This is a genomic window from Shewanella sp. Actino-trap-3, from assembly GCF_002836275.1.
GTDB lineage: Bacteria > Pseudomonadota > Gammaproteobacteria > Enterobacterales > Shewanellaceae > Shewanella > Shewanella psychromarinicola.
The window spans coordinates 4,142,864-4,162,411 of the sequence record NZ_PJCE01000001.1 but is presented as its reverse complement, the minus strand read 5'-3'; the positions used below and the strand labels follow the sequence as shown (position 1 = coordinate 4,162,411).

General features: G+C 43.5%; 27 protein-coding genes. 1 reads left to right on the top strand and 26 read right to left on the bottom strand.

From position 1 onward, the window contains the following. Positions 1 to 80 precede the first annotated feature (80 nt). From CXF80_RS18195 to CXF80_RS18110, 19 genes are all read right to left on the bottom strand, one after another. Complete coding sequence (locus CXF80_RS18195; protein ID WP_101034312.1) at positions 81 to 800, bottom strand: hypothetical protein; 720 nt, start codon at positions 798 to 800, stop codon at positions 81 to 83. Beyond that, a complete protein-coding gene (locus tag CXF80_RS18190) occupies positions 797 to 1,225 on the bottom strand; it encodes a hypothetical protein (protein ID WP_101034311.1) in 429 nt (142 codons plus the stop codon). The genes CXF80_RS18195 and CXF80_RS18190 overlap by 4 nt, the downstream gene beginning before the upstream one ends. 24 nt (positions 1,226 to 1,249) lie before the next feature. Then, positions 1,250 to 1,801 carry a hypothetical protein gene (locus CXF80_RS18185; protein WP_232772171.1) on the bottom strand — a complete coding sequence of 184 codons (552 nt, stop codon included), beginning with the start codon at positions 1,799 to 1,801 and terminating at the stop codon, positions 1,250 to 1,252. A gap of 8 nt (positions 1,802 to 1,809) precedes the next feature. Beyond that, positions 1,810 to 2,115: a hypothetical protein gene (locus CXF80_RS18180; protein WP_101034310.1), complete on the bottom strand. Its 306-nt coding sequence runs from the start codon at positions 2,113 to 2,115 to the stop codon at positions 1,810 to 1,812. Beyond that, positions 2,108 to 2,428: a DUF2190 family protein gene (locus CXF80_RS18175; RefSeq protein WP_101034309.1), complete on the bottom strand. Its 321-nt coding sequence runs from the start codon at positions 2,426 to 2,428 to the stop codon at positions 2,108 to 2,110. The genes CXF80_RS18180 and CXF80_RS18175 overlap by 8 nt, the downstream gene beginning before the upstream one ends. A 104-nt stretch (positions 2,429 to 2,532) precedes the next feature. Then, entirely contained in the window at positions 2,533 to 4,599 is a 2,067-nt protein-coding gene (locus CXF80_RS18170) for a ClpP-like prohead protease/major capsid protein fusion protein (RefSeq protein ID WP_232772169.1), read from the bottom strand. Then, positions 4,520 to 6,079: a phage portal protein gene (locus tag CXF80_RS18165; protein WP_101034307.1), complete on the bottom strand. Its 1,560-nt coding sequence runs from the start codon at positions 6,077 to 6,079 to the stop codon at positions 4,520 to 4,522. Before CXF80_RS18165 ends, CXF80_RS18170 begins: the two co-directional genes overlap by 80 nt. Before the next feature lie 8 nt (positions 6,080 to 6,087). After that, positions 6,088 to 6,291 (bottom strand): hypothetical protein, encoded by a 204-nt coding sequence (locus tag CXF80_RS18160; protein WP_101034306.1) that lies wholly within the window; start codon positions 6,289 to 6,291, stop codon positions 6,088 to 6,090. Continuing rightward, positions 6,291 to 8,273, bottom strand: coding sequence for a phage terminase large subunit family protein (locus tag CXF80_RS18155; RefSeq protein WP_101034305.1), 1,983 nt, complete (start codon positions 8,271 to 8,273; stop codon positions 6,291 to 6,293). Before CXF80_RS18155 ends, CXF80_RS18160 begins: the two co-directional genes overlap by 1 nt. Further along, positions 8,248 to 8,781: a terminase small subunit gene (locus tag CXF80_RS18150; protein ID WP_101034304.1), complete on the bottom strand. Its 534-nt coding sequence runs from the start codon at positions 8,779 to 8,781 to the stop codon at positions 8,248 to 8,250. Before CXF80_RS18150 ends, CXF80_RS18155 begins: the two co-directional genes overlap by 26 nt. Before the next feature lie 3 nt (positions 8,782 to 8,784). Further along, on the bottom strand, positions 8,785 to 9,069 hold the full coding sequence (locus CXF80_RS18145; protein ID WP_232772167.1) for an HP1 family phage holin: 285 nt from the start codon (positions 9,067 to 9,069) through the stop codon (positions 8,785 to 8,787). Continuing rightward, complete coding sequence (lysC, locus tag CXF80_RS20835) at positions 9,053 to 9,286, bottom strand: Rz1-like lysis system protein LysC (protein WP_443019062.1); 234 nt, start codon at positions 9,284 to 9,286, stop codon at positions 9,053 to 9,055. The genes CXF80_RS18145 and lysC overlap by 17 nt, the downstream gene beginning before the upstream one ends. Further along, positions 9,264 to 9,644, bottom strand: coding sequence for a hypothetical protein (locus tag CXF80_RS18140; RefSeq protein WP_101034302.1), 381 nt, complete (start codon positions 9,642 to 9,644; stop codon positions 9,264 to 9,266). The genes lysC and CXF80_RS18140 overlap by 23 nt, the downstream gene beginning before the upstream one ends. Beyond that, a complete protein-coding gene (locus CXF80_RS18135; RefSeq protein WP_101034301.1) occupies positions 9,644 to 10,111 on the bottom strand; it encodes a lysozyme in 468 nt (155 codons plus the stop codon). The genes CXF80_RS18140 and CXF80_RS18135 overlap by 1 nt, the downstream gene beginning before the upstream one ends. Further along, positions 10,101 to 10,439: a DUF4406 domain-containing protein gene (locus CXF80_RS18130; protein WP_101034300.1), complete on the bottom strand. Its 339-nt coding sequence runs from the start codon at positions 10,437 to 10,439 to the stop codon at positions 10,101 to 10,103. The genes CXF80_RS18135 and CXF80_RS18130 overlap by 11 nt, the downstream gene beginning before the upstream one ends. Positions 10,440 to 10,775: 336 nt before the next feature. Further along, complete coding sequence (locus tag CXF80_RS18125) at positions 10,776 to 11,681, bottom strand: hypothetical protein (protein ID WP_101034299.1); 906 nt, start codon at positions 11,679 to 11,681, stop codon at positions 10,776 to 10,778. Between the two features lie 270 nt (positions 11,682 to 11,951). Further along, entirely contained in the window at positions 11,952 to 12,257 is a 306-nt protein-coding gene (locus CXF80_RS18120) for a hypothetical protein (RefSeq protein ID WP_101034298.1), read from the bottom strand. Between the two features lie 62 nt (positions 12,258 to 12,319). Then, the gene (locus tag CXF80_RS18115) at positions 12,320 to 12,874 is read right to left on the bottom strand and encodes a hypothetical protein (RefSeq protein WP_101034297.1); all 555 of its coding nucleotides are present in this window, start codon (positions 12,872 to 12,874) and stop codon (positions 12,320 to 12,322) included. A 393-nt stretch (positions 12,875 to 13,267) separates the two neighbouring features. Then, on the bottom strand, positions 13,268 to 13,795 hold the full coding sequence (locus CXF80_RS18110) for a hypothetical protein (RefSeq protein WP_101034296.1): 528 nt from the start codon (positions 13,793 to 13,795) through the stop codon (positions 13,268 to 13,270). A 621-nt stretch (positions 13,796 to 14,416) separates the two neighbouring features. Between CXF80_RS18110 and CXF80_RS18105 the strand changes: the two genes are divergently transcribed. Then, the gene (locus CXF80_RS18105) at positions 14,417 to 15,001 is read left to right on the top strand and encodes a Rha family transcriptional regulator (protein WP_101034295.1); all 585 of its coding nucleotides are present in this window, start codon (positions 14,417 to 14,419) and stop codon (positions 14,999 to 15,001) included. A gap of 99 nt (positions 15,002 to 15,100) precedes the next feature. Here CXF80_RS18105 and CXF80_RS18100 read toward each other — a convergent pair whose 3' ends face one another. The 7 genes from CXF80_RS18100 to CXF80_RS20570 all read right to left on the bottom strand — a co-directional run bounded on the left by CXF80_RS18100 (position 15,101) and on the right by CXF80_RS20570 (position 19,487). Beyond that, positions 15,101 to 15,781 carry a hypothetical protein gene (locus CXF80_RS18100; protein WP_198554791.1) on the bottom strand — a complete coding sequence of 227 codons (681 nt, stop codon included), beginning with the start codon at positions 15,779 to 15,781 and terminating at the stop codon, positions 15,101 to 15,103. A gap of 362 nt (positions 15,782 to 16,143) precedes the next feature. Next, positions 16,144 to 16,485, bottom strand: a complete 342-nt coding sequence (locus CXF80_RS18095) for a hypothetical protein (protein WP_101034294.1) — start codon at positions 16,483 to 16,485, stop codon at positions 16,144 to 16,146. A gap of 2 nt (positions 16,486 to 16,487) precedes the next feature. After that, positions 16,488 to 17,078 (bottom strand): hypothetical protein, encoded by a 591-nt coding sequence (locus tag CXF80_RS18090; protein ID WP_232772165.1) that lies wholly within the window; start codon positions 17,076 to 17,078, stop codon positions 16,488 to 16,490. Between the two features lie 396 nt (positions 17,079 to 17,474). Then, the gene (locus CXF80_RS18085) at positions 17,475 to 17,723 is read right to left on the bottom strand and encodes a hypothetical protein (protein ID WP_101034293.1); all 249 of its coding nucleotides are present in this window, start codon (positions 17,721 to 17,723) and stop codon (positions 17,475 to 17,477) included. A gap of 403 nt (positions 17,724 to 18,126) precedes the next feature. Further along, positions 18,127 to 18,486 carry a hypothetical protein gene (locus CXF80_RS18080; protein WP_101034292.1) on the bottom strand — a complete coding sequence of 120 codons (360 nt, stop codon included), beginning with the start codon at positions 18,484 to 18,486 and terminating at the stop codon, positions 18,127 to 18,129. Further along, a complete protein-coding gene (locus CXF80_RS18075; RefSeq protein ID WP_232772163.1) occupies positions 18,473 to 18,667 on the bottom strand; it encodes a helix-turn-helix domain-containing protein in 195 nt (64 codons plus the stop codon). The genes CXF80_RS18080 and CXF80_RS18075 overlap by 14 nt, the downstream gene beginning before the upstream one ends. 118 nt (positions 18,668 to 18,785) lie before the next feature. Beyond that, on the bottom strand, positions 18,786 to 19,487 hold the full coding sequence (locus tag CXF80_RS20570) for a tyrosine-type recombinase/integrase (protein WP_232772162.1): 702 nt from the start codon (positions 19,485 to 19,487) through the stop codon (positions 18,786 to 18,788). Positions 19,488 to 19,548 lie beyond the last annotated feature (61 nt).

The following is a 19,548-nucleotide window of genomic DNA, read 5'->3' as shown; positions in this document are numbered from 1 at the left end:
ATTAGCGTTAAAAAATAAAATAAAAAACCCACAACACTCAAGTGGTAAGAAAGTGCTGTGGGTCGTTGAGGTAAAACGATTTACGCTGCGCTACGCACAAAGAACTTAGACTTACCAGTCGCAACAATGCTGCTGTCGGCAAGTACGCCGCCTTCGATGTCGAATGACCCGAAATCGTCGCCAATTAAGTCTAGTCCTGAGGTTGGGGTAGGCTTCCAGCGGTAAAACTTGAGCACGCTTGGCTTGCCGGTCACGTCGTTAATACCGTCCACCACCACCTTCACTTCTTGGCCAGACTCAACCAGTGCTTGCAATGCATTACCTGCTTTACTGGTGTAAGTGACTTTAAGCGACTCAGCTGCCGTGATAGCACCGGTGCTTAATGCGCGAATACCTGCCGCACTGACAATGTAGTCGGTGTTAACATCGTAAGTTGTGGTACCTGCAGTGTCGGTAACCACAGCAGGAATGTCGGTATCAATCATTTTGGCTGTATCAGCTAAACCGTCTAACACGGCGATAAGCACTTCTGCTGTGACAGGTGCAGCCGTTAACACATCGATTTTACCGCGCAGTGCTAACGCTAAGTTGGCGTTACTAAAATCGTTTAGTGTCATCGACAAGCCAACGGCTTTAATAACGGTAATTTCAGCAGTGTTACCGCCCCCGCCACGATAGTTTTTCTGCTCTTTGGTTTCTTGCTCGATAGCAATTTTAACGCCGCTGGCGTTACCCACATCGCGGCCATTGACATACACGATGCCCGTGCCGATATAACTCTCTACTACTGTTTCGTTCATGTTGTTTTTTCTCCGAATTTAACGGTTTGAACTAGGGTTAGGGTGATGACCGCCAGACCATGTTTTTCGTGGGCTTCGGGCATAATGTATTTACAGGGTTCAGCTTCTTTAAAGCTAATCACTTGTGGTAACCACGATGGCCGTTCGGCGGTGCGTTCGCCTTCAAAGAACGCGTCGCGAATGTCGCGAACCAAATTGATTAGCTCGGCGGTTGGGGTGGTCGATTTGCTTAAATTGATACCTGCAACCACTTGTAAGTTAAGCTCGTCGCGGTAAGGGTTAATGCCATTTTTAGCACCGAATAAATCGGTATAGGGCTGCAAAAAAATAAACTGCGACTCTTTGGCTAACCCTTGGGTGTAAAATCCTTCTCGCACAGTTGCACCGTCAACCAATTTAAGTCGGTCTAAAAGAGTTTGGATCATGGGTACCTCGATGCCTGGTAAAGACTACTTAGCGTATTGGCCGTATTTTTTACGCAGATGGGCGATAATGGGTGGCTCTAAATCGTCACGCATAAAGCCAAAACTGCCTGCCACTGAAGGGCCGTATAACGCTTTTTGTTCACTCAAGTTGCGCCAAGAGTTGTCACCCTTTTTGCGACTAAACATTAATTGATTGCCGTTGCGGCCAATAACAGTAAACGCACCGCTAAACCACACGGGTTGGTTTCGAATAACGTTAATGCTAAAGCCACCGGCTACCCTTGCAGCCCGCTTACCCACTTTATAACGAGGGCTAGCAAAACGGGTTAAGGTGCTGGCACGCATCCTTGCGCTAATTGATGCCGTTAGGGTTTTGGGGTTAATGCTGACACTGAAATGCTGCTCAACATACGACTTAGACTTAAAGCCGTATTTGTTGAATATTGCATCTACAGCAAGCTGACTACCAAATTTAACAGCATCATCTATGGCACTATTAATTGCAGGGGATTGCTCAGCCCGCATGCGTTTAAGCTCGCGATCAACGGCATCAAAACCTGTGATTGTTAATGCCACAACTCCCCCTACAATTCCAAGTAAACAAAACTCACTGTTATCTCGTCGCGTTCGTTCAATTGAGTGATGCGGTATTGTTTGCCGTTAAGCTCAAACACATCATCAGCCGTTACCGCACCCTCTTGCGCTAAAAACTCAGCAAGATGGACAGGCTCAAGCAAGTATTCATTACTGCGATCTATTTCGGTTGGCGGCAGGTGAACACTTCGGCTGTAAGCTGGGTTGCCATTAGCGGGAATAAACTGGCAGGGAGCTGCCAGTTTTTTAAAGGCTCGCGCCAGCTTAGTGGCAAAGCGCGATTCAATGCTAAGCATTGATTTTCACCCAAACGCTATCACTCGGGTTGGCCGCATCGGCCCATGCTTTACCCGCTAAGGTATTACCCGATGCAACGCTAGTGATCATGCCATCTGCCTTTAGATACACCTGCCCGCCTTGGGTAATGTCATCGGCGGTCACTTTTGGCAATTCGTACACGCCTTCGGTTGCACCGACGCCCGCTTCACCAATGGCAACAGCGCCTAACGACACAGCAACCAATTTACCTAATAACACGGGCTCACCACTGGCAACGGCGGCCGTGGCGATAAAGTCGATGGTATTACCATCTGCTACACAATTTTTCATAAGGATTTTTCCCAATTACGTTAAAAATTTGCCATTAAAAAGGCCGCTACTCTTGCGAGGTCGCGGCCTTTTCTGTTGTGGAATGTATGAGGTTTTTAGCTAGGTTACACACCAGTTGATTTAACTAAACCACGGTAATCAAGCGGGGCAACACCTGCATCGATACGAACTTTGGTTGCGACGCCATCAATAGTGAACCCTTGTTGCTGTTCAATATATGGAGTGTCGATACCATCAAGGTAAGCCACTTCAATGGTGTCATTACCTTGCCCTGCAGCAAGGTAATATGCCTTATCGCTATCTAATTTCAGACGAGATTCTGAAATTACTTCCGCAAAATCTTGCATTGGATTAGCAATACCTGAGTTGATATCAGCGCCTTTAACAGAACTAGACTTGATGATCTGAGTTAACGTGCGCTTAAGGTTAGGTGGGCACAACACAAACTCAGGCATGATGTTTAATGCCCTTGGCTTCTTACCTCCTGTGGTTTGGCTTTCCATTAGCTCAGCTAATACAGCTAAACTTTCCGCACTTGGTGCGCCGGCCCCTAAGTTTTTATGTCCAGAATGGAACAAGTTTTTCCCGTCTGCCATCATCGGATTACCTGTTAAGATAGCAAACACTAAATCGCCAATGGTTGCTTTAGCAGCTGCGCCCATTTTTTCAGGGATGGTCGTCAAAACGGTCATATCATCATTAATGATACATTGACGGGTAATAGAGAACAGTTCCCCGTAAGTAGCCAGCGCAATATCAGCACCATTGTCACCTAAGGTGATGTATTTATATTCAGCACCTTCACGGACTTTTCGTAAGCTGCCAAACTCTTCCAAGCCAACACGTTTAGAGACTTTAAAATCACTAAGCTGTCCTTTTCGCGTGAAACGCTCAAAACTTTCTTGCGATGCAGTCCAACCTTTTAACACCGATTTATTAGCCACATCTAACAAGATATTGCCAAAATCGCTTGAGCTATGAGTAAACGCTAATGCAACCATTTGCATTTGATTAAGCCCAGCCATACCAATACCACGATCACCAAGCGATGCTCGCGCTAACTCTTTCAAGTTATAGCTTGTATAACCGTTCGATGCTTCGGCTTTTTCATAACCAGCCCGTGACATTAGGTGAGCACGAATTGAGTCACCAACGATGTTACCGTTACTCGAGTGTATAGTGGAGCGAGGCAACTGGGCGCACGGCGTGATACCTTCACCAAGCTTAGCCAAGATAAGGTCTTTCGACTTTTCGGCATTAATGTTGGCATCGGCAATACAGCTGTTTTTAAGCTCAGCTAATTGCGGGAACGTTACGAACGCGGCATTAATGCCGGTAATACGGTCAGTATTAAATGCAATAGCCGCCGCTTGAATATCAGCTTGCGACGGTGCAGCTGGTGCTGGTACCGATGCGGCTGGGGTGATAGTGGCTGCTGGCGCAGGCGTGTTGGTAGCACCGATATTGCCCTGTTGTGCTAGCAGGGTTTGTAATGCTTTAGGCATATTATTAAAGTCCTTCAGTCGTTTAAAATTAATTGATGCAGCCATTTGCATCGGTTCTATCACTTCATCTGCTAGCCCAAGATCAACCGCTTCTTGTGCCGACAACCAAGTATCTTCTTTGAAAAATTGTGCGAGCTGCTCATCACTTAACTTGCCACTGGCTTTGTCTTGATAAGCCTTACCCATACTTGAGCGCCACTTATCGAGCAAGTCAGCATATTCACGTAAGTCATCGGCGGTACCAACTGCACCACCCCAATTACTGTGGATCATCAAAAAGGCATTTGACGGCATAATCACTGTGTCGAATGCCATACAAATCACGCTGGCCATTGATGCTGCTACCGACTCAATACAAATCGACTTTTGGCAAGGCCAACGAGCAAGAATGTTATAAATGGCCATGCCGTCCATCACATCGCCGCCACCTGATTGAATGTAAGCTTTAATCTGCGACACTTTTCCCATTGCGCGAAGGTCAGTGGCGATTTGTTTAGCGGTAAAGTCCCAGCCAACGTCGCCATATAAAATCAATTCGACCACGCCATTTGCAGCACCTTTCATGCTGTAGATACCGCGTTTTTCTTTACTCTCGGTCAAGCTCGCTGATGCGCTTGGCATTAGCATCATGGCGGCCGCGACTAGACTTAGTTGTGTCTTTTTCACTTTGGGTTTCTCCGTTTTTTGGTTCTGGGTCGTTACCCGTGACCATGTCGTTTTCACGGTTAAACTTCACCTCACGTTGACGCTGGCGTTTAACTTCGCTTGGGTTACGGCCACGGGCTCGCGCCCAATCAGCCTCGGTGGCAGCATTACCGGCTATCATCATCTCCCAACCTTGGGATTCTTTGCGGGGGTCAATCCATGGCATGGTAGGCCCGTAATAAACGGCATCAAACAAGGTGCGGATGTCTAAGTCTGGCGGCATTGCTAAGGGGTCTTGCTTGTTCATTAACTCCATTTGCAACCAATTACGAAACGCTGGCCGCGCCCAACCGGCACAAAACCATTGCTGCATAATGCGGTTCGACTCATCTTGTTCAACCAGTTCTTGGCGTTGGCTTGAGTAACTGCCTTGATAATCACGGGCAATGCTCGAGTAACTGCCACGGGTACCCGCGGCACAGGCTTTTAACTGACCATTACGAAAATCGACTAAATGCACGTTAGGTCGATTTGACTCAATCATGCCGACATCTTCACCGACGGCGAGATCATCAAAGGTCATGCCTGGTGCAATATTGATTTCGCGGTCAGCCTTGGCATCACCATCTAGGCCGAACATACTGGCGTCACCGCGTTTGATGTAAAACGCTAAGGCGGCAGCAATACGAGCTGCTACCCGTTCAGATTCTTCATAGTCTTTAATGTCGCCAAGGCGCGTTAAAATACCGTGAAAAATACTGATACCGCGTAACTGGTGCAAACGCTTAAACATGCCAAGGTGCAGCATGTTACTTGCGGGTACGATTTTAGTTTTGTAGCGAAAGCCAATTTGGTCAGACGGATGATCAAGCAGCACATGGTAATTAACCACTTGCCCCCATCCGTTAACCTCTAACCCCTGGCGAACACGGCTTGATACATCGTTAAGTTCAAACGGAATGTAATCAGGTTCTAACGCTTCAATACTGTATTGAGTGCCTTGCGGGTTGGGATGACCAAACTTAGCCATCTTGCCACGCACTTGCTGGCCGAATACTTCACCATCGCGCAATGCGGTACGTAAAACTAAGCGTTCAAGCTCTGGCCGTGTGTAGCGACCTGTTACGTCAGGCTTTAATGACCATGCAGCAAAACGGCGCTGGATGTCATTGGCTAGTTCGTCAAGGATTTCACCACTGATACTGCGGGGCTGAGGCTCAACCACAATGCCTTGGGCACCTATTACCCGTTCTTCCATTCGGTCTAAAATACCAATGCTGAGGTCGTGGTTTTCATCTAACCAGCGCGCTTGTTCGCGCAGGCTTTTACCTGCAGCAAATACCGCTTGGTTTGCGCCGCGGCCCTCTTTATTAGCTTTATGGGTTCGGCTTGGACTGGCAGCTTCGTAACCTTTAAGGTTGCGATAACTCATTGCAGCCGCTTCACGATTAAGTGCCCAGCGTGGGGCTATGTACGATAGTGCATCGTTAATAATGCTCATATTGATTCCTAGCCAAATCGGGCGAGTGTGGTGCCCCGAGGACGGGTGTAAATGCTTAGGGCGCGCTGCCATTCGATACGGCCGCGGCGAATTTGTTCTAGGTCTTCTGTACTCATCATCTTGCCGTTGATGCTGACGGACTTACCCGCTAGTACATCTTTTTCGGCTTCGATATACAGCGCGACCATGTCTGCCGCTTGTTGCTTTGACATTACAGCCAGCCTCCTGATTTAACCGAACCACCGTTTAGCCAGTTATTGGCTTGGCTCTTTTTCGATTTTTTGGGTTGTGGGGATGTTTCGGTTGATGCTTCGTTTTGATTGTCGGTTGTTATCACTTTACTGAGCGATTCGAGATTAATGCCGAACCGATCAATAGCGATATACAGTGCAGCCAAGGCATACACAAAACAGTCGAGTGCTTCGTTACGTCTGCCGCCTGCTTCCCAGCGATAAACAATGCGACCGTCGCGGCGTGTCGGCAATTTTCGTTCAGACGTTAACTGTTGCAGTTCGGTGTCATCACAAATGCTGTCGTTAAGTGGCAGATGAATTGCACCAGGTGTACGCGTATCAACACTGGGTTGAGTGCGCATCATGGCCATGATCAACTCTTTGGCGTTGTCGGTACCGACCTCGGTTAAATACACACCTTTGTTACTTCGCTTGCGAGGAAAATTGGCGATCGGCTTGCCGTACATGTTGGCGCCTTTAATGGGTACCACGCGGAACAAACCCAGCTTTTTACTCATTGAGTAAACGGTATCGGAGTAGTGACCGCCCGAATCCCAACACGTTGTGCCAATGCTCAACACAATGCCGTCGTTACGGGGGTAACTTTGGTTTAAGCGCAGCGCAACTTTATCCAGCAGCACTTGGCTTGCTGGGTCGCCGTACAAAATAAACCTATCGATTAGGGCGCTTTCTTTACCTGCGCCCCACCCCCAAACACGGCCTTCGTATCGGTCGTCTTGGGTATCGACACCACAAGTTAAATACACAACCCAATCGGGCATTTTGCCGTTGGGGTACATTTCGCGGCGGCGGCCTAAGTCTTCCCACTCAATGCGTTCGCCGTTGTCGTTGTCCCACGGCTGGCCCAATTTTGTGTTAACAAAGGTTTGTAACTTTTCCTTATCGCCTTTGGCTTTGTAAAACTCGGTGACTAGCTTGGCCCAACTGTTAAGCGTGTTATAAGCCGACCAGATATAAATCGAGATGTTTTCAGGGGTTAAAAAGTCGATGCCGTCTTTGTCGAAAAATGAAATAAAGTCTGAGGTGTAAACGCCCGTTTTATCGCATATCCATAAAGCATTGGGGTGCTCTTCCATGTCGTGCAGTTGATTGTTTTCAATGCAGCAACCGCAGTGCTCGCACACGTAATAGGCGGTTTTTGGGTCGCTACCTTGCCACTTAATGCCAAAGGGTTCAGTTTTACCGCCCCACTTTAAATGCTGCAGCTCATCACAATGTGGGCAAGGCAAGTTGAATCTAAATTGGTACTGGCTTTCGCTACAGGCCTTTTCAATTTGGCAGGTACCTAATACTTTAGGCGTTGAACCCCGTATCGATTTAGGAAACAACGACAGTTCAACACGGGTATCACCTAACGATGTGGCATTACCTTCGTGTTCGATTGACTCATCAAAACCGGCTAACTCATCGTAAATAACATCATCAGTTGATATTTCACGGTAGTTAGCCGCGGCTGTACCACCACGCACCATTAAGGTTTTACCGTTGGTAAAAATTTTATCTTCTAACGTACTGTCTTTATGCTTGCGGCCAATCCACGGCGCTAGGGCTTTCCAAATCGGCATATCACGTATTGCGGTTTCAACGTGTTTTTTCATAAACGTTTTGGCGGCACCGTCACGCGGCTGGTATATCAGCACGTTACGTTTTTTGTGTTCTATCTTGTAACCCGCATTGGCCATCAGCATTTTGGTGTAACCCACACGAGCAGACTTCATAATGTTCAGCGTGGTGATTTGGTCGTTACCCATGGCATTTAATATGCCGATTTGAAACGGTAAGCTTTCCCATTTGCCTTCGGTGTAAGACGATTCAGACGACATATAAAAATGCGTGTCGGCGTATTCACTACAGGTCAACATAGGTGGACGATAAAACGATTTAAGGCCAGCAGCGACAGCAGCTTTCAAATTTTTAATCTGTGCTTCTGATATATTCATCTAATAAATCCTCAATGCCGTTGGCCAGTTCAGCGGCGGTGTTTTGGCTTTTAATCACTTCAGCGCGAATAGCGTCTATGGTTCGTTCAGGCATATCGGGGAATTTACGTTTTACACGAATGTGTATTTGGTCCAGTACCGGCGATATTTGCGCGGCTATTCGGCTAAGCACAAACGAGCAAAACGTCACCTCGACCACTTCTTTGCCGTCTTTTTCGTTTTTTAGCTCTTGGCCGTAGGCTTGCGCTTTGATTAAGCGGTAACGCTCAAACTCGATATTGGGTTTATCGTTATCTTCGGGCGTTGGATTGCTTACATGTTTTTTACGCTCATTAGCCACGCGATTACCCACCACGTCGCTCATGGTGTACAAACACTCACGGCCTTTTTTACTGTGTATTGGCACATCCCATTTATCGAACGCCTGGGTACTAATACCCAAACTTTTGCACAGGTCGGTTTTGTTCAGTAGCACTGGCTCGGCGTCGGGTGATTGAATACGTGCCATTAGCTAGTCCTTGTGAATATCATCTAACACATGGCTACATCGTTCTTGTTCAATATGCTGCAATTGTTTGGCGAGTAATTGTGCTTGCAACGTTTGTATGTGTTTTTCACCCTGTCTCTTACGGGCCTGATAAAACCAGTTAATAAACGCGGTAAACACAGCACACAACACGCCGACTAATACCCCAATATCCATATCGTTCACATAACTGCCTGCAGCGGTAAAAAACGAGGCGATGTAAGACAATAACGATGTGAGTTTTGCACTTAGGTCAGTCGTTATGCTCATATTGCTGCCGCCATTGTTGTAGGCGCAGCATGTTTGCATTACAAGTTGCTAGCGCGTTGGTTTGAGTAAGGGAATGATTCAGTAAATCGAGATTTGAGGACCCGATAAAACGTGGGGTATCACAAAGTTCAAGCCAGTCAGGGGGTGGCAGCACATAAACCGTTATCGTTTTTGTTACCACTTTGACAATTGGTTTACTTGAGCAGCTGCAGAGCATCACCAGGCAAATCAGTATTAGCCCATGTTTTAGTTGGCTCATGGTTTGATGTCCTTAGCTGATTAGCGCGTACTAGTTTGTGGTCTAATGTCGATTGAAGATCGGCTACTTGCTTGCGGTGCGACGTGTTTAGCTCGGTGATAATGCGGTGATCACGTTCAAGCGTTTTAATCCGTTCATCTTTGTTGTCGTTGCTGCTTAATAGCGCTTCAACACTCACTTGCGATTGCAGCAAGTCATGGCTTAACGTGCCGTTCTTAGCTTTGAGTGAGGTAATACCTAAGGCCCCAACGACAATCACCGTCGCCATAACAAGCACTGCACATAACAGCAATGTGGTTTTAAAATCATTAAACATTACAAGTCCCTCAAACAATAACGCCGCTCATTTGAGCGGCGTTTAATTAAGCCTGGTAACTTTTTACGTTTGGCATAAATCCACCTCGGCAACTCGTTACATGCACCAACGCGGTCACCTGCCCACAACTTTTTACGAAGCGTAGAAGCCCCAAAAGCCTCGGCCCCAACGTTGTAAATAAAACTCAGGTAAGCAATGTGTTCACCCTCGCTTAATGGCGGGGTGAGTGAAACCAATTCACGGTCAAAGGTTTTAAGGCTAGTAGCCAGCATGTCTAGGCACTGTTCGTTAGTGAACACCATGCCCTGTTTGATGTTATGCCCAGTTTGACCAAAGCAGGCCGTTTCAATACCTGCAGGGTCAACATAGGTGCGTAATACTTCACCTTCACCAGTAGCAACTAAAACACCGCCAGTAAGTAAGGCACCGGTTAAACCCAGCGCCAAGAGTCGGGATTTAATATTCATCAGCTGATAATCCAATTAATGCTATTTCATGATCAATGCCCTCTTGGTAAACAATATGTAAGCCAAGCTTTTGCGCTAATGCATGCTCTGCCCTTGCCCCGTGTGATTGCTCCCAACCGTCCAACAGATAGATCATGTCAGCACACATCAACATGGTTATCCCAATCTGCATGCATTCAGGTTCAGATAACCCCACAGGTAAGGCGGCTGGATTAAGCACAATATGGGTTAACGACTTTTGCACTTGTGCAGCCAAGTTAAATGCGTGGCGATTACAATCTGGCAAACCAGACATTGGCCCCGCAATATACACTTTTTTACGGATCATGTGTTCACCAAATAACGAGCAAAAAAATGGGCTCCTATAAAGGAGCCCAACGGCGAGGATGTAACAAGAGAGGAAGCAAAGCCAGTTACGTAGTCGTATCAAGCATATCTAAATATACCCGTTTTTAAGGGCCGCAAACACGCCATATATGGCGTCTTTTACGCCACATATGGCGTTGAGGTGTTTGGGTTTTCGTGATATGTAAAACCGATAATTTCTAGGTTTGATTTAAAAGTTATCGGTTAAGTGAGTTGCCAACATATAAGAGTTTGCGCACTAGCGCTTTAACACGCTGAATTACATTATGCGGAGTATAGTTCGCAAGAGGGGCGCAGTTTACTGCGCCCCTTTACTTGCATTGTTAGCTGAGTTTCCCTGTAAAAGCTTCGATAACGCATGATTCAATTCAGCTTCGTCTTTAAGTGCCTGACCTAATCTATCTGAAAGCTCCCCTAGAACTACGCGAACACTACTCGCAATTTCTAGGCAATACTCATCTGTTTGATTATGCAATCCTTCACTTAAAGCAGAATGTAATAACGAAAGTGGATTGTGGCCGTTGATAAGCAGTGCCTGAGGTAATGCATCTTTTACAGAGCTGAGTGCTTTGCTGAATTGAGTTTCATTTTTGGCTTGTTGAAGTGTTTCTATGCTTGCTGCAGGTGCCGATAACTTTTCAGACACTTTAATGATTTCATCTAGAATCCGGTTTTTCTGATTTTCTACAACTCTGCGGTAATAAACAAATGCGCCAATACCTAAACCTTGATTCTCACAACGCCGACCTTTAAGAAATATATCTCTGTCTGGACCAATAAGTTTTATAAGTTTGGATGGTGTTGGAGGACCATACAGCGGCAGCTCTCCAAACTTGTAGCTTGAACCCGCGCCGTCAAGCCCAGATCTCTTTACTGCAAGAGAAAATGTCTTTTCAGTTTTTCTACAATTTGAGCAAATGTAAGATATGTACTCAAAAGAAAATTCCTCTGAAACGCTAATCTGCTTTTTAGTTGTACACCGAAAGAATCTCGTACCGTTGCAGCTATCATCTGGGCAATGCAATTGGATTTCTGGTCTAGTTAAATATGCACCAGAAAACTCTCCATTTTGGTAGTAATTTGCCTCAACTAAATCACTTATTTCAGTTAAGGATGATGGAGGTGTACTCTCTAGAAACTCCGCAAGACCTATTGCTTCATGTCCTTCTTGAATTTCTTGTTTTTCTTGTTTTTCTTCACTCATTCCAATGATCTCAATTTGGTTCAGCTAACAGCTTACTGAACGGCTCGACCGATAAAGCCGACCGTTTAAGTTATTGATTAATATCATCCTACGTTTTCTATTTATTTGAAGTAAAGCGATTTAATGACTCTTACGCTCAAATAAAAAACACAAATTGCACGTTAAAAGTGTCAACGTTAAATGTAAACATAATCGTGGCCATGTTTTTTCCTCGCCTATTCACTGGCGGGTGGCTCATATGTCCTAAATGGCTGTAAAACCAATCATAAATTATTTATTTAATATAAATTTCGTAGTGTTATCAATTTCATAACTGAGCAAAGTAAAACCAAACTTCTTGGCCTCAATCTCATCAGAAGTTAATTGTCTTTCACCGCCTCGTTCACAAGCATGCTTATGAGGACCTAACTCTTTGGATGAATCTGCTTTTTCTGCCGCTTTAATCAATATTTCATTTTCTAAATGGCCGTGATCTTTAATTAGCTCATTTACATCTTTGTGATTAGTGATGACATCACTAACTTTCAAGTCAAACTCAGATTTATTTCCTTCATATTCATATTTAACTCTGATCATTTCTAACTCCTTTTAATAATGCGATTAACTAGTTTAGCCATTTAACGCCTTGCTAGGCATTTTTACAATATATTTGCGATATCGGTACAGTGCTGACAAAACTCATCAACATTGAACTCAACTATTGAGTCAGGTTGACGATTAGGTTTATCAACACCAATAAGAAAAATGTGCTCTCCTGAAGCGCCAATTCTAAAATTAGCTGAATCAGGTCTTCGGTGCTTAATTTTATTCAGTAACTTTTCCATCGTAATAGGAGTACCTGTAAACGGAAGAGAACCAACTCCAGAACCAGATGAACTCAGGGCTAATTGTTGAACTCGGGTAACAGGAACTGCTGAAGATGACCTATTTATATTTAATTGTGTTTCTAATGTAGACCCTAAGTATGAGCCGTCTGCTTGGGACTGATCCCTAGCTCTCATGATTTCATTAACTATATGGTCTAAGTGGACCATAGCTTCCTGACTTGAACGGGCTGCTCGTTGAAAATCTTGCGGTACTCGTTGCCATGCTCTCAAGAAGGAAATAGAAGATATTTCTAATTGATAAATGGATTCATCAACAGATTGAGGTGAGCTCGAACTGCTGCTTGTCAAAAAAGAAATATTTCCCATGTTCTGATAAAACTCCAATATATGATGAATGCCTAACAGCTTATTGAACGGTTCGACCGATAAAGCCGACTGTTTAAGTTATTGATGCGTATAACCTTACATTTTATATGTCTTTGAAGTAAATCAATTTAATGACTCTTACACACAAATAAAAAACTTAAATTGCACGTTAAAAGTGTCAACGTCAAATGTAAAAATAATCGTGGGCGACCATGTTTAATTTAATGTTTAATCTAGAAAACGGCTGATAGCTCACACCAAAATTAAGCGGGCTAAAATTGTTGAAGAACGCGAAATGCCAAACTTTTTATCCGTTTAGAGGTTTTGTCATGTTTCTTTTACATACAAACAAAGCTTATTTACTGAATTACTGAAAAATATCGCTTAATTTGTTCAAGTAAAAAGATCTTCTAGTTCACATTCACTTAAAAGGTAGAGTGAAACATTCTTATAACGAGGAAAATTAACTTTTGCTAACTCTCTATAGTTTGAATCAACAGAAAGCCAAATATTAAACTGTTTAAAATAACTCTCTACTAAATTATTAATTACTTCTTTTGCTCCCTCGGAGTCATCTGACGCAATTTTTTCTTTATATAAAAGAGCTGATATACGTAAGGCCGAATTAAAACTCTCTTCACGTAAAGCATCTGATAACTTTGGAATTAGATGTAATATATCTTTTTCAAGATTTTCACTCTTACGCTGAATCAATTGCTCTCTCAATTGGTAGCCAAGAAATACAATGGAAATTGATGTTATTATTGGACCAACAACACCACCAAAATACGACCCCATTAAAGCCCAATCTGAATGTTTATCCCATAGACCAAATCCGAACTTATAAATGTAAAGAGTTATTGGCAAAATTAAGGCTATGCTACACCCAATTACTACAGCAACAAATATTTTACGAGTCATATGTATGATCCCAGCATTGAAACATAAAGCGTTTTAGCAAAATACCGATAAACATCCTGAGAAGCTCACCCAAACTCAACATCTATATCACTTTATTTATTAATAATTTTAGTAACTTATCAGTTTAAATATCTCTAATCAATCACTCTTTAGTCTAGGCGAAAGCGGAAACCTAAATAACCGCTTAATATCGCCCCCATTATTTTTGCTTGGCCTTTAAAACGCATACGCTTTGCTTTAGGCAGCAAATAGCCGTGTGAACAAAGGTTCTCGATTACACAATGTTAGCTTTATAAAATGGCTGAAGGGTTATCGTTAACTCACTTAACTGATAACTCATAAGTAAAATTGACAAATGCGCCTAAGTGGGGCGATACTAATTGGGCATTGGCAAAATCCAATGCCGGGATTAGTACCCCGCAGTATCACAGGCGCAATTGTCGCCAGCCTTTCGTGCTGGTTTTTTATTGCGTGACTCGGCGCACCACTACTATGGTGGGCTGGGTGAGGCAGCCATTTGGCTGGCCGTTCCTGTGGCGGTAGTACTAACCTCATTCAGCTCATCACCCAATGATTAGTACCATTTGGTGATGAATGCTCTCGAACACAGGAGTGTCACCCATGAACTTACAACAGTCTAAAAACTACCCTGCGCAATTGGTCTTTATTAACGGCCAACAAACCATTACCAATTCGCTTATCATTGCCGACTATTTTGGTAAACGTCATAGCCATGTTTTAGATAAAATCGAAGCGATAAAACGCGATGCACCAGAAGAATTTACGTCAACCAACTTTTCGGCTAACGTGCAAAATCAACAGGTTGGCACGAGTCAGCGTGATTTAAAGTGCTACCACCTGACCAAAGACGGTTTTATGTTTTTAGTGATGGGGTTTACCGGTGCCAAAGCTGCTGAACTCAAGATCAACTTCATTAATGCCTTTAACGAAGCCCAAAAGCGACTTAGCCGCACTCAACATCCGTTTGAGCGTCAGCGCATGTTGTTTACATGGGAAGGTGGCAAAATAGTGAGCTCGCAACCGATAAATGATGACCAGTTTGTCACCAGCCGCGATAAATTAGTGCAGTACATGCGCGAACCCCGCTTTTTATCACTTGAGCAATTGCTAGAAATCAGTGAAGCCGCAAACCAACAAATTGCGACATTAGCAAGATTGGCAGAGAAACAAGCCCGTTTACGATAAAACCACTGTAAAACGCCCATAAAAATGGCTACATCAAGTAGCCATTTTTTGTTTGTGGCGCCTTGTTATTTGTCCGTTTGAACGCCTTGTAGAAGTTTATTACACCATGTAATTGCATAAAGAACACCTCCACTTCCCAAATTTACTAAAGCTTTGAGGTAATGCACTTAAGTAAATAGGCTTAGATTTAGTCGTACAGTTGGGACAAGTCTTCTTGTCTGGATCAGCCTTAACTGTAACACCAAAATTTGAATTACCTGAAACACAATTAGATTTCCACTTTTGGATTGCTCCATTTAAAGCAGAGTCCATAGACCAAGTAGCAGAACTAAAGTCAACCTCATGCACAAATGCATTCATAACACCACGATCAAAAACACCGCGGGAAACACCTTTGTGGTGAAACATGATAATAGGGATGCCTTTTGAATAAGCTAAAGCAGCCTCTATATGGTTCCATTCTGTTGGAAGTATAAGGTCTGATTCAATATCAGAACCTTTAACCTTTCCTTCAGAAATTAATAATTGTGGGTAGCCAAGGATAATTGCTCCTTTGCACTCTTCCATTATTTCAATCACTTCGTCTAATGGTGCTTTACTTGGATAATCTGTACTACCAAGAGTGCGCGGTGTTAACCCCATATTTTTTATCGAAGTTAAAAAGACTTCTAAACCAGCATCAAACTCAGGGGAAACCCAAGTAGGTCTACTTACGAAAATGTGCACGATATTCTCCTGAACTTCTAACGCTTTAGTATTTGTGCGTTGCGCCGTTTGCATACCACAAACAGCTTGTTGGACTTGGGCAATTCCGAGTCCAGGTTAATAGTTACACGTTATGTTATTGAAATTTGCTTTTTTTGATGCAAGCTCTGGGCTGCAAAGCAATTTTGAATTGTTTGTGAGGCTTGATTTGTATGTGTTCAATTGCAATTCCCTTGTCATTATGGTGTTCCATCACATATTTTAAGTCTAACTGAGCCAATGAGGTTAATACACTCGATTGAGTCAGCATTTGGCTCCGCGTTGCGGCTTAGTTCAACGCTTTGCTAAGCGGGAATAAAATAGCTGGCTATAGTTAGCGAGGTACGAGCAAAAGCCAGCTGTTTTTTGTCCGTTTAAGCAACTTGTTAAATTGCAATCTACTTTGATAGAGGTAGCAAAATAGGTACTTTAAATTTGATACGGCTGACTGAACTGTTTTGATTAGAAGCCTGAGATGCCGAAGTTACAGAAATTTCGCCCATATCTCCTCCCCCCTCAGAAGTACTACTTACTTCTTTAACTGTTACAGCTACATCAAACTCCACACCTTGCAGAGGGACATACGTTTCCACGCAAAAGCTATAATCAGTAGCTTTACCATCCATTCGAGCGGTACTTGGATTTATTTTTGCATTTTTAGTTTCACTGTACGATTGTGCTGAAGAAACACCGTCAATGATCTGTTTTAAAGTTTGTGATACAAAGTTTTCGAGTTGCATGACTACCCCAATAATGAAACGATTAAAGAACCGATAGATGCAATACTTGCAAATGTTGGCAAAGAGTTTACCAGCGCGCCCACAACAACTTTACTTGGTTTTTCAGATTGGCACTGAGAATCTATAGCATCAACAACTTCTAGAGCATCTTGAGTCTCTTGCTCAGTTAGTTTCAGGCGCTTAATTTCTTCGCGTAGCGCGAATACACTTTCAAGTAGCTCACCATTATTATTGACAATATTTGTCGAGTTATCGACAGAGTTATTGTTTACTCTATTGTTTGCACCATTCAAATTATATGTAATTGATTGAATAGCTTTATCAGCTTCAGGTAATCCAAGATTTTTGTGAACAATTTGATAACCAGCGGGGATACCACCTAAACCCTCGTGGAAGCCAGGATCTATAACTTCATATGTTTGCATTGCTCCATTAGACATAGCTCTTTGAATTAAGTCACCAGTTTCTATCAAAATGTCGGAACGCTGAATAAATGTCTTCTTTGTTTGAACACTAGCTTGAATGTCTTCGAAAACTTCACCATTTGCTTTTAACACTGATACTTTATCTTTCATCAAACTTGTAAATGGCACATCGGCCTCCTTGCAATTTAACGTTTTAGTATTTATGCGTTGCGCTGTTTGCAGGGCATAAATTGCTTGTTGGACCTGGCCGATGCCGAGTCCAGGTTAATGGGTACGCATTATACTATAAGAATTTGCTTTTTTTGATGCTGGCTATGGGCTACAGAGCAGTTTAGAGTCAATTGATATCGAGTAGTGGGTAAGCTTTTCATTGAAATTCCTTTTCATCGTATTTTTCTATCATACATTTTTAAGCTTGGCTGATTCACTGAGGAGGATACACTCAATTGAAACCACTGTTAGCTCCGTGCAGCGGCTTAGTTCAACAGCATACTAGCGTGAAGTTGAACAGACTAAGACATTCATCACAATCCAACGTCTATAAATCTGTATTTTTTAATATTTTTAGTAAGTTATCTGCTTTACTGAGTTAAATGCAGAGTGCACGATTTTGACTAATACTTTTTCTTGCTCAAAAGAAATGGCAATAGAAGGATCGTAGTCCCAACATATACTATTGTCCTTGGTAAAAACTTTTACAGCTAACTCTTGGGGTAAGCCGTCGGCCCTTTTCAACTCATTTTGAATTATCTCTTCGATGATCGACGTGTCAGAGGTGGATTCAATACAATAAAATTCTGTGGCGTTACTCATAGTCATCCTTAACTAGTGAACTAGTGAACTAGTATTTACATCAATGTAACCAGTGCATTAAAAGTAGCAGCAAACTAAAGCTATGGACACAAAGATTTAAGCGATCAAAAGTTGCGGTTTAAGACGATCAAAAGTTGAGTGGAATTGTGCATCATCAAATGTAGGGTAAAACACTATTAATTCATTAGCTTAATAGGTTTATTTTTTAGGTAAAATTGATTGGCAGAGATCAAGCCTATAAAACAACAACACAACCCCCTAAAATTTTCATATGTAGTGAAGCACTGCGCTTGTCCTCCCCCGCAGTGCACCGAGCCAGAAGGACCCATTTAATTTCAACCACAAATGATAATCGATCTCATTTGAGTTGAGTCAACCCAACACCCTGAATTATCAGCATAACTCACTCCACTATCTCAATTTCTGCGCGTCTTAACCAGTACACATATGACTTCTTACTATCGAATCCCATCAAGGCCCACTGCCCTTTGCAGATGTAGTGCGCTCTAATGGCCCTTATACATTGCGGTGCTAACCGTTCAATCATCTGGTCGAACAGCCTAACCTCACGAGGTGGCGTTATCTCGACCACTGCCGAACTGCCGTAAACAATCACCTCGCCTAACTTGTCGCACTGGCTTCGGCTTGCGAACCCTTGGCCGCGTTCTTGGTATGCCCAATATTTACCCCAACGTGTTAACCCATGACGTAACGCCTTCATGTTCAGCGTCACTTGTTGATGCTGCACATTAATCTTCGCCATTAATCACTGCCCTTATTTCATCAATTCCTAACTTAAACACACGGGCGCATATTGCCGAAACATCATCAAACGGCACCCTAACCACCCCTCGTTCCCAACGCTGATAAGTCCGTTCACTTACCCCATAAATCTCGGCTACTTCGATCTGGGTTAGCCCGCGAATATTCCTGCCCGTTTTCAAAATTCAAACCCGCGTAATGCCATTTCGCCCCAAAACCTCTAATTGCATATTCTACTAATAATGATGCAGTGATCATCACAGCCACCCACTCGCAGTCATGGTTTGACCGTTCTCAACTTCAACAGACGATCTCAGGCAATATCTCGGGCGCAACAGAAGAAAATCCACGATAAATTAAATATTGATGATATTGCTCTAACGCTAAACTCATGCCCTTATCCAAGGTCGATTTAACGTACTTACGCAGTAACACAGGCAAGGCATGATTAAGCAAACGTTCACCAATCATCGTATCGACACCCAAGTCAGCAACAATGGTCCTGAATAAACGACGCAAATCATGACTAGTGAAATGTTTAAAGCGGATTTGAGTGTGCCAATCATGGGCACAACGAATGGAAATAGCGCCAACGTTGCCGGGGAACAAATAAGCGCGTTTGCCAACATGCTTTAACTGCCAACATTTATAATGCTGAATAAGTGCCTTAGCCGACTCCGTCATCGGTATACGATGTTCTTCTTTGTTCTTGGCATTACTGGCCGGAATAACCCAATAATCACCCGCAAAGTGTTCCCATCGCGCTAACCGAGTTTCGTTAATGCGAGTACCAAACATCATCATCAACACAAACAACATCTGCACCGGCATCACCACTGCACCTAAACGAGTAAACAACTCGGCCAAATCCGACTCAAACAAGCGCGTATCCATGGCATCATTCACTTTGATGGAATACGTCACCCGATAACCCGCTAACGGATTAGCACTAATCAATCTAAGCTTTGAAGCCGCAGCAAACACCGCCTTAAGCTTATTCACCACCTCACGAATGTACTTAGGCGAAAACCCTCAACCAACATCGGTTTAACCAAAATGCCAT

Excerpts from the sequence above, each read along its gene's own strand:
- CXF80_RS18195 (WP_101034312.1), bottom strand. The coding sequence starts at position 800 with ATGAACGAAACAGTAGTAGAGAGTTATATCGGCACGGGCATCGTGTAT.
- CXF80_RS18190 (WP_101034311.1), bottom strand. The coding sequence starts at position 1,225 with ATGATCCAAACTCTTTTAGACCGACTTAAATTGGTTGACGGTGCAACT.
- CXF80_RS18180 (WP_101034310.1), bottom strand. The coding sequence starts at position 2,115 with ATGCTTAGCATTGAATCGCGCTTTGCCACTAAGCTGGCGCGAGCCTTT.
- CXF80_RS18175 (WP_101034309.1), bottom strand. The coding sequence starts at position 2,428 with ATGAAAAATTGTGTAGCAGATGGTAATACCATCGACTTTATCGCCACG.
- CXF80_RS18165 (WP_101034307.1), bottom strand. The coding sequence starts at position 6,079 with ATGAGCATTATTAACGATGCACTATCGTACATAGCCCCACGCTGGGCA.
- CXF80_RS18160 (WP_101034306.1), bottom strand. The coding sequence starts at position 6,291 with ATGTCAAAGCAACAAGCGGCAGACATGGTCGCGCTGTATATCGAAGCC.
- CXF80_RS18155 (WP_101034305.1), bottom strand. The coding sequence starts at position 8,273 with ATGAATATATCAGAAGCACAGATTAAAAATTTGAAAGCTGCTGTCGCT.
- CXF80_RS18150 (WP_101034304.1), bottom strand. The coding sequence starts at position 8,781 with ATGGCACGTATTCAATCACCCGACGCCGAGCCAGTGCTACTGAACAAA.
- CXF80_RS18145 (WP_232772167.1), bottom strand. The coding sequence starts at position 9,069 with ATGAGCATAACGACTGACCTAAGTGCAAAACTCACATCGTTATTGTCT.
- lysC (WP_443019062.1), bottom strand. The coding sequence starts at position 9,286 with ATGCTCTGCAGCTGCTCAAGTAAACCAATTGTCAAAGTGGTAACAAAA.
- CXF80_RS18140 (WP_101034302.1), bottom strand. The coding sequence starts at position 9,644 with ATGTTTAATGATTTTAAAACCACATTGCTGTTATGTGCAGTGCTTGTT.
- CXF80_RS18135 (WP_101034301.1), bottom strand. The coding sequence starts at position 10,111 with ATGAATATTAAATCCCGACTCTTGGCGCTGGGTTTAACCGGTGCCTTA.
- CXF80_RS18130 (WP_101034300.1), bottom strand. The coding sequence starts at position 10,439 with ATGATCCGTAAAAAAGTGTATATTGCGGGGCCAATGTCTGGTTTGCCA.
- CXF80_RS18125 (WP_101034299.1), bottom strand. The coding sequence starts at position 11,681 with ATGAGTGAAGAAAAACAAGAAAAACAAGAAATTCAAGAAGGACATGAA.
- CXF80_RS18120 (WP_101034298.1), bottom strand. The coding sequence starts at position 12,257 with ATGATCAGAGTTAAATATGAATATGAAGGAAATAAATCTGAGTTTGAC.
- CXF80_RS18115 (WP_101034297.1), bottom strand. The coding sequence starts at position 12,874 with ATGGGAAATATTTCTTTTTTGACAAGCAGCAGTTCGAGCTCACCTCAA.
- CXF80_RS18110 (WP_101034296.1), bottom strand. The coding sequence starts at position 13,795 with ATGACTCGTAAAATATTTGTTGCTGTAGTAATTGGGTGTAGCATAGCC.
- CXF80_RS18105 (WP_101034295.1), top strand. The coding sequence starts at position 14,417 with ATGAACTTACAACAGTCTAAAAACTACCCTGCGCAATTGGTCTTTATT.
- CXF80_RS18100 (WP_198554791.1), bottom strand. The coding sequence starts at position 15,781 with ATGCAAACGGCGCAACGCACAAATACTAAAGCGTTAGAAGTTCAGGAG.
- CXF80_RS18095 (WP_101034294.1), bottom strand. The coding sequence starts at position 16,485 with ATGCAACTCGAAAACTTTGTATCACAAACTTTAAAACAGATCATTGAC.
- CXF80_RS18085 (WP_101034293.1), bottom strand. The coding sequence starts at position 17,723 with ATGAGTAACGCCACAGAATTTTATTGTATTGAATCCACCTCTGACACG.
- CXF80_RS18080 (WP_101034292.1), bottom strand. The coding sequence starts at position 18,486 with ATGGCGAAGATTAATGTGCAGCATCAACAAGTGACGCTGAACATGAAG.